This window comes from Nocardioides sp. (assembly GCF_030655615.1).
Taxonomy (GTDB): Bacteria; Actinomycetota; Actinomycetes; order Propionibacteriales; family Nocardioidaceae; genus Nocardioides.
On the sequence record NZ_JAURVJ010000162.1, the window covers coordinates 1 to 10,683 of the forward strand.

10 protein-coding genes are annotated in these 10,683 nt (G+C 73.0%); 3 read left to right on the forward strand and 7 right to left on the reverse strand.

What is annotated here, in order from left to right; all coding sequences use genetic code 11:
• Positions 1–888: serine/threonine-protein kinase (locus tag Q7T52_RS13460; RefSeq protein WP_304803301.1), on the reverse strand; the 888-nt coding region annotated here is incomplete at its 3' end.
• 51 nt (positions 889–939) lie between these two features.
• On the opposite strand from Q7T52_RS13460, the gene Q7T52_RS13465 reads away from it, so the two are divergent.
• Positions 940–1,530 (forward strand): RNA polymerase sigma factor, encoded by a 591-nt coding sequence (locus Q7T52_RS13465; protein WP_304803303.1) that lies wholly within the window; start codon positions 940–942, stop codon positions 1,528–1,530.
• A gap of 66 nt (positions 1,531–1,596) precedes the next feature.
• On the opposite strand, the gene Q7T52_RS13470 is transcribed toward Q7T52_RS13465, so the two are convergent.
• From Q7T52_RS13470 to Q7T52_RS13485, 4 genes are all read right to left on the reverse strand, one after another.
• Complete coding sequence (locus Q7T52_RS13470) at positions 1,597–2,772, reverse strand: hypothetical protein (RefSeq protein WP_304803305.1); 1,176 nt, start codon at positions 2,770–2,772, stop codon at positions 1,597–1,599.
• 66 nt (positions 2,773–2,838) lie between these two features.
• A complete protein-coding gene (locus Q7T52_RS13475) occupies positions 2,839–3,846 on the reverse strand; it encodes a low specificity L-threonine aldolase (RefSeq protein ID WP_304803306.1) in 1,008 nt (335 codons plus the stop codon).
• 139 nt (positions 3,847–3,985) lie between these two features.
• Entirely contained in the window at positions 3,986–5,338 is a 1,353-nt protein-coding gene (locus Q7T52_RS13480) for a class II 3-deoxy-7-phosphoheptulonate synthase (protein ID WP_304803308.1), read from the reverse strand.
• A 189-nt stretch (positions 5,339–5,527) separates the two neighbouring features.
• A complete protein-coding gene (locus Q7T52_RS13485; RefSeq protein ID WP_304803310.1) occupies positions 5,528–6,997 on the reverse strand; it encodes an APC family permease in 1,470 nt (489 codons plus the stop codon).
• A gap of 151 nt (positions 6,998–7,148) precedes the next feature.
• Between Q7T52_RS13485 and Q7T52_RS13490 the strand changes: the two genes are divergently transcribed.
• The gene (locus tag Q7T52_RS13490; RefSeq protein ID WP_304803312.1) at positions 7,149–7,709 is read left to right on the forward strand and encodes a TetR/AcrR family transcriptional regulator; all 561 of its coding nucleotides are present in this window, start codon (positions 7,149–7,151) and stop codon (positions 7,707–7,709) included.
• Positions 7,706–9,226: an MFS transporter gene (locus Q7T52_RS13495; RefSeq protein ID WP_304803314.1), complete on the forward strand. Its 1,521-nt coding sequence runs from the start codon at positions 7,706–7,708 to the stop codon at positions 9,224–9,226. Before Q7T52_RS13490 ends, Q7T52_RS13495 begins: the two co-directional genes overlap by 4 nt.
• Positions 9,227–9,382: 156 nt before the next feature.
• On the opposite strand, the gene Q7T52_RS13500 is transcribed toward Q7T52_RS13495, so the two are convergent.
• Positions 9,383–10,411, reverse strand: a complete 1,029-nt coding sequence (locus tag Q7T52_RS13500; protein ID WP_304803316.1) for a 6-phosphofructokinase — start codon at positions 10,409–10,411, stop codon at positions 9,383–9,385.
• A 53-nt stretch (positions 10,412–10,464) separates the two neighbouring features.
• Positions 10,465–10,683: hypothetical protein (locus Q7T52_RS13505; RefSeq protein WP_304803318.1), on the reverse strand; the 219-nt coding region annotated here is incomplete at its 5' end.

Consider the following 10,683-nt stretch of genomic DNA (forward strand, 5'->3'; position numbering starts at 1 on the left):
GGCCGGGGCGGGCCGGGCGTAGGACGCCGGCACGGGCGGGTCGGCGGGGAGGGCGTCGCTGAGCGCCGCCGCGAACGAGCGGGTGTCGGGCCAGCGCTCCTCGGGCCGGGGGTGCACGGCGCGCAGCAGGACCTCGTCGACGGCTCGGGGCAGGTCGGCCAGAGCCGACGGCGGCACCGGCGGCCGGCCCTCGACGAGCTCGGCGAACCCGCCCGCCCGCAGGACCCGGCCGGTCAGCAGGTGGTAGGCGACGGCCCCGAGGGCGTGCACGTCGGCGCGGGTGTCGAGCCCCTCGCCGGTGACCTGCTCGGGCGCCATGTAGGCCGGGGTGCCGACGACCTGGGTGAGCCCGCTCGCGTGGAGCAGCGCCTTGGCGACGCCGAGGTCGGCGACCATCAGCCGGCTGGTGGCCAGCACCGCGGGCGGCGGCGCGGGGGCGCCCGGCTCCGGGATGCTTCCGTCGCCGCGGAGCAGGAGGTTCTGCGGCTTGACGTCGCGGTGGATGATGCCCGCGTCGTGGAGCACGGCCAGACCGGTCGCGGCCTGGGTGACCAGCGGGACGACGTGGCGCGGCGCCCACGGCTCGCCGGTCAGCCCGACGTCGAGGGAGCCGCGGTCGGCGAACGTCATGACGAAGTAGGGCGTCCCGTCGGTCTCCCCGAGGTCGTGCACGCGGACCACGTGGTCGGAGTCGGCGGCGCGCAGGATGCGGGCCTCCTCGAGGAAGCGGTCGACGATGTCCATCCGCTGCGCCCAGTTGTCGGCGAGGGCCTTGACCGCCACGTCGCTGCGCAGCTCGTCGTCACGGTAGAGCCAGACCGTCGCGAAGCCCCCGGACCCGAGCTGGCGGACGCGTCGCAGCCGACCGAGCCGTTCGGGGAGGGACACGGCGGCTATCGTGCCAGAGCCGCAGCCCCTCCCCGACCACCCTGGAGCATCGTGACCGACCCCGTCACCGACCCGGCCGAGGCCGCCGACACGCCGGAGGGCGCCGACGCGCTCGACGCCCTGGCCGTGGCCGCCGCGGGCGGCGATGCCGAGGCACTCAACCGGTTGCTCACGATCGTGGAGCCGCGGGTCAAGCGGACCTGCGGCCGGATCCTGCTCTACCCCCAGGACGCCGAGGAGGCCGCGCAGGACGCGCTGCTGCTGGTGGCGACCAAGATCGACCAGTTCCAGGGCCGCAGCCGGTTCACCACCTGGCTGCACGTCGTGGCGACCAACAGCGCGCGGGGCACCTACCGCTCGCTCAAGCGCCGCTCGGTCGAGCAGTCGACCGACGAGATGCCGCTTCACGTCGACCCGCGCACGACCAGCGTCATCGCCGGCAGCCGGCTCGACCTGCTCGAGGCCCTCGAGGTCGTGGGCCACGACCACCCGGAGTACGTCGAGCCGCTCGTCCTGCGTGACGTCCACCAGCTCGACTACGCCGAGATCGCCCGGGTCCTCGACCTGCCGCTCGGCACGGTCAAGGCGCGGATCCACCACGCCCGCCGGGCGGTGCGGCCGCTGCTGGCCGTCGTCGACTGACGCGCCGACCGGCGGGCTGACCAGCGAGTGACCAGCGAGTGACCAGCGCCTGACCCGCCGGGGCGCTCAGGTCTGGGTGCCGAGGACAGCGATCTCCGCGGCGTCGTCGTAGCGCCCGACCTCCTCGCAGCCGTCGCTGTCGCAGACCGTGATGACGGTGCCGTCGCCGTCGTAGTTCTTGGCGCCGAGCATGAGCACGAGGTCGTCGCGCAGGTAGACGCCGTCGAGGGTGGCGTCGGGCGCGTCCACCTGCTCGACCTGGGCGCGTCCGGTCGGCAGCGGTCGGAAGACCCCGGGGCCGAAGCCGTCGGACTCGTAGGGCAGGGCCAGGACGGAGCTGCTGTCGAGCGTGAACGACGGCACGCCGTAGAACTTGCTGCCGCAGTCGGTCAGCCCGGCGTCCGCGTCGGGCCGACCGAACGGCACGACCGTGGCACAGGCGTCGAAGCCGGTCTCGGCGTCCTTGGCGGTGCGTGAGGTCCCGGCGAACCACTTCCCGTCGGGCGAGATGCTCCACTGGCCGGCGAGGTCGTCCGAGACCAGGGTGCGCTCGTCGGAGCCGAGGTCGCCGGCGAGCACGACGGTGCGGGACCGGTCGTCGGTCCAGGTCGACGCCACCGTGTCGTCGTCGACGAACTGGGCGCCGCCAAAGGGGTACTGGTCGGGCGTCTCGCCCTGGGCGACGGTGTCCACGAGCTCGCCCGTGGCGACGTCCCAGACGCCGTAGCCGGACCCGTCGTCGCGCATCGCGACGTAGCGGGTGCCGTCGGGGCTGACGTCGCCGTCGCCGAAGGTGGCGTCGAGGACGACGACCGAGCCGTCGGCCCGGACCACCGAGGCCTCGTAGGACGGCTCCTGCGGGCTGGACCGGGTGGTGATCACCCAGGCGTCCGCGCCGGACGCCCGCTCCACCGAGGCGGGCCGGTCGACCAGCTGGATCGGGATCTCCTGGTCGCCGTCGTGCAGGGCCCGCTGGCTGACCCAGAGCACGTCTCCCGGTTCGCCCGGGCCGGGTGCGGCCGGGTCACCGTCCGGCTGCTCCCCTCCACCCGAGGTGGGCGTGTCCGAGCCGGTCGGGTCGCTCGTGCCGGCGCTCCCGGTGGGGTCGGCCGAGTCGCTCGCGGCCGCGGTGTCACGGCCCTCGGGGTCGTCGTCGCCGCCGAGGGCGGTGGCGGCCAGGGTCCCGCCGGTGGCGCCGACGACGGCGGCCGCGGCGAGGAACATGGTGAGCGTGCGGTTCATGACGGGTCCTTCAAGAGCTCGGGAGGGCTGGGGTCATGTGGTGCGATGCTCGGTCGTGCCGAAAGGTTATGAGACCGGGCCACCGAGCCCGGCGAGGACGCGCGCAGCGGTCTCGGCGTCCGCACGGCCGACGCCGAGGTGGGTGACCAGCCGGACGGTGGTCGGGCCGACGGTGGCGACCCGGACGCCGGCCGCGGCCGCGCGCTCGACGTAGGACGCCGCGTCGGGACGCCGGACGACGACGATGTTGGTCTCGACCGACGCGGGGTCGACGCCGCAGGCCTCGGCCAGGAGGCGGGCGTGCGCGTGGTCGTCGGCGAGGCGCTCGACGTGGTGGTCGAGGGCGTGCAGACCGGCGGCGGCCAGGATCCCGACCTGCCGCATGCCGCCGCCCATCCGCTTGCGCCAGACCCGCGCCTCGGCCACGGTGTCGGCGCTGCCGACGAGCAGCGAGCCCACGGGCGCGCCGAGCCCCTTGGACAGGCAGACCGACATGACGTCGGCGGTGGCGCCGTAGTCCGCGAGCGGCGTACCGGTGGCGACGTGGGCGTTCCAGATGCGGGCGCCGTCGAGGTGGACGGTCGCGCCGACACCGGTCGTCCACTCACGCAGGTCGCGCAGGAGGTCGAGCGGGAGGACGGTGCCGCCGGCGAAGTTGTGGGTGTTCTCGACCGAGACGGCCGCCGTGCGCACGAAGAACGGGCCCATGTCGGGAACGTGCAGGTGACGCACCGCGTCGAGGTCGACGTGGCCGAGCGGGTGGGTCCAGGTGCGCATCGTGATGCCGCTGTAGGCGCCGTGCGCGCCGAGCTCGGCCCGCGCGATGTGGGCGGAGCTCTCGCAGAGCACCTCCTGGCCCGGCTGCACCAGCGACCGCACGGCAAGCACGTTGGACATCGACCCCGTCGGCATGAACAGCGCCGCCTCGTGCCCGAACAGCCCTGCGACGCGTTCCTGCAGCGCCAGCACCGTCGGGTCCTCGCCGTAGACGTCGTCGCCCACCTCGGCCGACGCCATCGCCGCCCGCATCGCGTCGGTCGGCTGGGTCAGGGTGTCGCTGCGGAGGTCGATCATGGGGTGTCGGGCTCCTTGGGTCGGGTGGGGTACGTCGGTGCGGCCAGGTTTCGAGACGCGTCGCGCCGGACCTCGCAGGCTCGGTCCGACGCCGAGCGCTCCTCAACCCTCCTCGCGCACCGTTCGTCCTTCGCTCCGCTCAGGTCGAACGGGCCCGGAGCATCTCGGCGACGAGGAAGGCGAGCTCGAGGGACTGGACGCGGTTGAGGCGGGGGTCGCAGACGGACTCGTAGCGGTCGCCGAGGTCGGCCTCGAGGAGCTCCTCGGTGCCGCCGACGCACTCGGTCACGTCGTCGCCGGTGAGCTCGACGTGGACGCCGCCGGGCCAGGTGCCGAGCTGGTGGTGGACGTCGAAGAAGCCCTGCACCTCGGCGATGACGTCGTCGAAGGCGCGGGTCTTGTAGCCCGAGCTCGCCTCGAAGGTGTTGCCGTGCATGGGGTCGCAGACCCAGGCGACCTGCAGACCCTCGCTGGTGACCTTCTCGACCAGCGCGGGGAGCCCGTCGCGGATCTTGCCGGCACCGAAACGGGTGATGAAGGTCAGCCGGCCGGGGGTGTTGTCGGGGTTGAGGCGCGCGGCGAGGGCGATGGCGTCGTCGGGCGACGTGGTCGGGCCGAGCTTGACGCCGATCGGGTTGCGCACGTGGCTGAGCAGCTCGACGTGGGCGCCGTCGAGCTGACGGGTCCGCTCGCCGATCCAGACGAAGTGGCCGGACAGGTCGTACGCCGACCCGGTGCCGGAGTCGATGCGGGTCATCGCGTGCTCGTACTCGAGCAGCAGCGCCTCGTGGCTGATGTGGAAGTCGACGCGGTGGAACTCGTCGGGGTCGGCGCCGATGGCCTCCATGAACGCCATCGCCCGGTCGATCTCGTGGGCCAGCGCGTCGTAGCGCTGACCGGCCACGGAGTCGGCGACGAAGTCGGTGTTCCAGGTGTGGACCTTGCGGAGGTCGGCGTACCCACCGGCGATGAAGGCACGGATCATGCTCAGCGTGGCGGCGGAGGTGCGGTGCACCTCGAGCAGCCGGGCCGGGTCGGGCACCCGCGAGTCGGGGGTGAAGTCGTAGCCGTTGACGGCGTCGCCGCGGTAGGCCGGCAGCGTGACGCTCTCGCCGTCGACGTGGCGGGTCTCGAGGTCGGAGGAGCGCGGCTTGGCGTACTGCCCGGCCAGGCGGCCGAGCTTGACGACCGGCACCGAGGCGGCATAGGTCAGCACGACCGCCATCTGCAGCAGCACCCGCAGCTTGTTGCGGGTGTTGTCGGCGGTGACGCCGGCGAACGTCTCGGCGCAGTCACCGCCCTGCAGCAGGAAGGCCTCGCCGCGGGCGACCGCGGCCAGCTTGTCGGTCAGCTCGTCGCACTCGTGGCCGAACACCAGCGGACGCGAGGTGCGCAGCCGGGCGACCGTCACGTCGACGGCGGAACGGTCGGGATAGCTCGGCTGCTGGGCCGGGGACAGCGCGTGGAGCGCGGCGAGATCGGGGACGGCCACGACCGCCAGCCTACGCGGGCCGGTTCGGCGCCCCACCAGCAGGAAGGCGCCCCGACCACGAGCCCAGGCCGACCACGGCGCGCACGGAGGTGGAGGGTGGCCCGGCGTCTCGGCGGCCGCCACCCAGGTCTGCGGCAGCGCTACCAGGCAGAGGCGGCCAGCGAGACGCAGGCCGCCCGGAACCGGCCATCATTCGAGGTGCTCGATATCCCTGAAGCCGGTCTTCTGGCCGCGGGCGCCGCGGTTGACGAGCCAGGTGAGGGCCCACAGCACGATGCCGATGCCGAGGAGTCCGGCGGCGATCTTGTACTGCACCATGTCGGCCTCGACCCGGGCCCAGGGGCCGAGCAGGTAGGCGCACGCGACGGCGCCGATGACGGGCAGGACCGTCGGGGCCTTGAACGCTCCGGCGGGGTCGCGGCGCAGCACCAGGCAGCAGATGTTGACGACGGTGAAGACCGCGAGGAGCAGCAGCGACGTCGTACCGGAGAGGGCGCCGACGACGGTGCTCTCGGACTGGGTGCGGACGTAGATGATCAGGCCGAAGGCGAGGACCGTGGTGAAGGCGATCGCGACGTAGGGCGCCCGGCTCTTCTGCGAGACGCGCCCGAGCTGACGGGGCAGGACGTCCTGGGTCGCCATCCCGTAGATCAGCCGGCTGGCCATCAGCATGTTGATGAGCGCGGTGTTGGCGACGGCGAAGACGGTGAGGAACGGGAAGAGCTTGTCGATCGGGATGTCGGGGGTGCCGATGCGCACCACGTCGAGCAGCACCCCGGCCTCGGGGTTGACGGGGTTGGCGATGTCGCCGGCGGGCACGACGGCGACCACCGAGATCGCCACCAGGACGTAGATGATCACGGCGATCCCGAGGCCGGTGAGCATCACGCGGGGGAAGATCTTCTCGGGGTCCTTGGTCTCCTCGACCATGTTGACGGAGTCCTCGAAGCCGACCATCGCGAAGAACGCGATCGCCGTGGCCACGGTGACGGCCATGAACAGGCCCTTGTCGTCGGGACTCTCGAACACCGTGACCGCGCCGAGGTCACCGTCGCCGCGGGCGACGACGGAGAACCCGATGACGATGACGATGGCGAGCGCGGTCATCTCGATGATCGTGAGGACCACGTTGAACTTCACGCTCTCGCCCACGCCGCGCAGGTTGATGCCGGCGAGCAGCAGCATGAAGGCGAGCGCGACCACGAGGGTCGCCGTGTCGCCGGTGGGGATGCCGGGCAGGATCTCGTCGAGCCCGATCAGCAGGTTGGAGGCGAGCAGGCCCGACGAGGTCGAGGCGCTCGTGATGCCCGAGCAGACCACGGTGAAGGCCACGATGAACGTGATGAAGTGGACCCCGAACGCCTTGTGCGTGTAGAGCGCGGCGCCGGCGGCCTGGGGGTACTTGGTGACCAGCTCGAGGTAGGAGAACGCCGTGATGGTGGCGACGGCGAACGCCACCAGGAACGGCAGCCAGGCGATCCCGCCGACCTGGCCGGCCAGCTTGCCCGTCACGGCGTAGATGCCGGCGCCCAGGATGTCGCCGACGATGAAGAGCAGCAGCAGCCTGGGCCCCATCACCCGCTTGAGGTCGGGGGTGTCGGGACCGTTGACGTCGGGCCCCGACGTCTCAGAGCTCCCGCTCTTGTCGAGGTCGGGCATGCCGGTGCACCTCCGGGTTTGGGGGACGTCCGTCCACCCAACACCCGTCTGCGGTCGTTGTCAGCACACCGGGCCGTCGGCGACTTGGTAAGACTGAGGCGATGTGGTCTCATATGAGACATCATTGTCTCAAACGGAACGAGAACGTCCCATGGCCACGCGTGACGACATCCTGGCGGCCGCCACCCGGCACCTCAACGTCGACCCGCGCGCCTCGATGGCCGTGCTCGCGACCGCGGCCGGGGTCGGCCGGGCCACCCTGCACCGGCACTTCGCCTCCCGCGAGGACCTCCTCCACGAGCTCGGCACCCGCTCGCTCGACCGCTGGGCGGCGAGCCTCGACGCGGCCGACGCCGCCGGCGCCGCCGCCTCGAGCGACCCCGAGCGCATCCTGGCCTGCCTGCGCGACCTGCTGGCCCGGTTCCTCGCCGACTCCGACGACTTCGGCTTCGCCCTCACCGACAGCTACCTGACCGGCGCCGACGACCTGCTCGCGCGCTCCGACCGGCTGGTCGAGCGCGAGGTCGAGCTGTACGCCGCCGCGCAGGCCACCGGCGTGCTGCGGGCCGACGTGCCCCCGCGCTGGCTCGGCCACGCCGTCTACGGCCTGCTCGTCGCGGCCCGCGAGGCCGTGCGCGACGGCGACGTACCCCGGCGCGACCTCGACACCCTCGTCCTCTCCACCTTCCTGACCGGAGCACAGTCCCGATGACCACCCTGATCCCCGCGCCCGCTCCCGCCAACGGCACCGGCACCGGCTCCGGCACCGGCACCGCGGCCGACCGGCGCCGCTGGGCAGGCCTCGCGGTCCTGGCCGCGAGCCTGCTCGTCGTCGTGATGGACATGACGATCCTCAACGTCGCCCTCCCCGACCTCACCGCCGACCTGCGGCCGTCGGCGGTCCAGCAGCTGTGGGTCGTCGACGCCTACGCCCTGGTGCTCGCCGGTCTGCTCGTCCCGATCGCCGCGCTCGGCGACCGGTGGGGCCGCAAGCGGATGCTGCTCGCCGGCTTCGCCGTGTTCGGGGTCGCGTCGCTGCTCGTCCTCGTCGCCGACTCCCCCGGCGACGTCATCGCCGTGCGCGCCCTGCTCGGCGTCGGCGGCGCGATGATCATGCCGACCACGCTGTCGCTGATCCGCACCCTGTTCGCCGACCCCCGCGAGCGCGCCACCGCGCTCGGCGTCTGGGGCGCCATGGCCGCCGTCGGCGGCGCGGTCGGCCCGATCGTGGGCGGCGCGCTGCTCGAGTCGTTCAGCTGGCACGCGGCGTTCCTGTTCAACGTGCCGGTGATGGTCGTGGCGATCGTCGCCGGCTGGCTGCTGCTGCCCGAGAGCCGCTCGGACCGGCCGGGCCGGCTCGACGCGGCCGGCGTGGTCCTGTCGTTCGGCGGCATGGCCGCCCTGGTCTACGGCGTCAAGGAGCTCGGCAAGCACGGCGCCACCGTCACCGCGCTCGCGACGCTCGTGGCCGGAGTGCTGCTGCTGACGGCGTTCGTCCGCCGCTGCCTCGCCCAGACCGACCCGATGCTCGAGGTGCGCCTCTTCACCCAGCGCGCCTTCACCGCCGGGGTCCTGGCCGCGCTCACCACCAGCATGGCGATGGTCGCGCTGCTCCTGCTCGGCTCGCAGTGGCTGCAGCTCGTGCACGGCTGGTCGCCGCTGCAGACCGGCGCGGCCCTGCTGCCGATGGCCGTCGGCGGCATCATCGGCTCCCCGCTCGCCCCCGGCGTCGCCGCTCGCGTCGGCGCGCGTCCGGTGCTGGCCGGCGGGCTGGCGGTCGCGGGCGTCGGGCTGCTGCTGCTGTTCGTGCTCCCCCAGCCGCTGTCCTACGTGTCGGTCGCCGCGAGCCTCACCCTCGTCGGCATCGGCACGGCGTCCCTCGCCGTCGGCTCGGCCGTCATCATGGGCTCGGCCCCGGCCGACCAGGCCGGCAGCGCCGCCGCGATCGAGGAGTCGTCCTACGAGATCGGCGCCGTCCTCGGCGTCGCCATCCTCGGCAGCCTCGCCGCCTGGGTCTACCGCGACGGCCTGCCCTCCGGCGCCACCGGCCTCGCCCGCGAGTCCCTCGCCGGCGCCCTCGGCACCCCGGTCGGCTCGACCGCGGTCGACGCCTTCGAGCACTCCTTCGCCGTCTTCGGTCTCGCCGCCGGCCTGCTCCTGCTCGCCGCCTCCGCCCTCGTCTGGCGCCTCACCCCCGCCGACCTCGACCTCGCCGACGCCCACCACTGACGACCTGACGTCGAGTCGGCGCAGAGTGCAAGTGCGATGCCGCCGAGTCGGCGCAGAGACTCAGTCACAACGCCGACTCACGCCCGTCTGACTCGAACTCTGCGCCGAGTCGGCGCATGTGTGCGCCGACTCGGCGTGCTCATCGGGCCCGGAGGGTCAGCCGAAGAAGACCTGGGCCTCGGCGTACTCCTCGGGGCTGACGAGCTTGAGCTCGGCGGTGCCCTCGGCGAGGGGGACGCGCTCGATGCGGGTGCCGCGGAGGGCCATCATCGTGCCGAAGTCGCCCTCGGCGACGGCGTCGGCAGCCTGGAGGCCGAAGCGGGTGGCGAGCCAGCGGTCGAAGGCCGTCGGGGTGCCGCCGCGCTGGATGTGACCCAGGACGACGGCACGGGCCTCCTTGCCGGTGCGGTGCTCGATCTCGGAGGCGAGGCGGTCGCCGATGCCGCCGAGGCGGACGTGGCCGAAGGCGTCCTTCTCGCCGGAGACGAGGGTCATGTCGCCACCGTCGACCGGCACGGCGCCCTCGGAGACGACGATGATCGGCGCGTAGGTCGACTCGAAGCGCGTCTCGACGTGGGCGCAGACCTTCTCGATGTCGAAGGGCTGCTCGGGGATCAGCACGGCGCTCGCGCCGCCGGCGATGCCGGAGTGCAGCGCGATCCAGCCGGCGTGGCGGCCCATGACCTCGACGACGAGCACGCGGTGGTGGGACTCGGCCGTGGTGTGCAGCCGGTCGATCGCCTCGGTGGCGATGTTGACGGCCGTGTCGAAGCCGAAGGTGAAGTCGGTGCCGGAGAGGTCGTTGTCGATCGTCTTCGGTACGCCGACCACGTGGACCCCGAGGTCGGCCAGCTTGGTCGCCACGCCGAGCGTGTCCTCACCGCCGATCGCGACGAGGGCGTCGACGCCGGCCGCCGCGAGGTTGTCCTTGATGCGTTCGACGCCGTTGTCGAGCTTGAACGGGTTGGTGCGCGAGGAGCCGAGGATCGTGCCGCCGCGGGGCAGGATGCCGCGGCACTGGGCGACGCCGAGCGGCATCGTGAGGCCCTCGAGCGGGCCCTTCCAGCCGTCGCGGTAGCCGACGAACTCGAACCCGTGCTCCTGCACGCCCTTGCGGACGACGGCCCTGATGACCGCGTTGAGGCCGGGACAGTCGCCGCCGCCCGTGAGAACTCCGACCCGCATGGGCCCTCCTGAGATCAGTGGATTGGATCGATCAAACTAAACCACTCCCCGGCTCATGTGGCGAGGGTCACGACCAGCGCCGCGAGTCCCACCCCGACGGCCGTCCCGACCGTGACGGCTGCGAGCAGCCCCAGGTAGCCGCCGACCACCGTGCGGTCGGAGGGCAGCCGCTCGCTGCGCCAGCGCGGGTCGGCGTCGACCGCCCCGAGCCGCTCGACGGTGACCCGGTCGTCGACCGCGGCGACCTCGCGCCGGTCGGGGTGCAGCAGGAG

What these genes read in the sequence shown, in the direction of transcription:
- Q7T52_RS13470 (WP_304803305.1), bottom strand. Translation starts at nt 2,772, where the DNA reads ATGAACCGCACGCTCACCATGTTCCTCGCCGCGGCCGCCGTCGTCGGC.
- Q7T52_RS13475 (WP_304803306.1), bottom strand. Translation starts at nt 3,846, where the DNA reads ATGATCGACCTCCGCAGCGACACCCTGACCCAGCCGACCGACGCGATG.
- Q7T52_RS13485 (WP_304803310.1), bottom strand. Translation starts at nt 6,997, where the DNA reads ATGCCCGACCTCGACAAGAGCGGGAGCTCTGAGACGTCGGGGCCCGAC.
- Q7T52_RS13490 (WP_304803312.1), top strand. Translation starts at nt 7,149, where the DNA reads ATGGCCACGCGTGACGACATCCTGGCGGCCGCCACCCGGCACCTCAAC.
- Q7T52_RS13495 (WP_304803314.1), top strand. Translation starts at nt 7,706, where the DNA reads ATGACCACCCTGATCCCCGCGCCCGCTCCCGCCAACGGCACCGGCACC.
- Q7T52_RS13500 (WP_304803316.1), bottom strand. Translation starts at nt 10,411, where the DNA reads ATGCGGGTCGGAGTTCTCACGGGCGGCGGCGACTGTCCCGGCCTCAAC.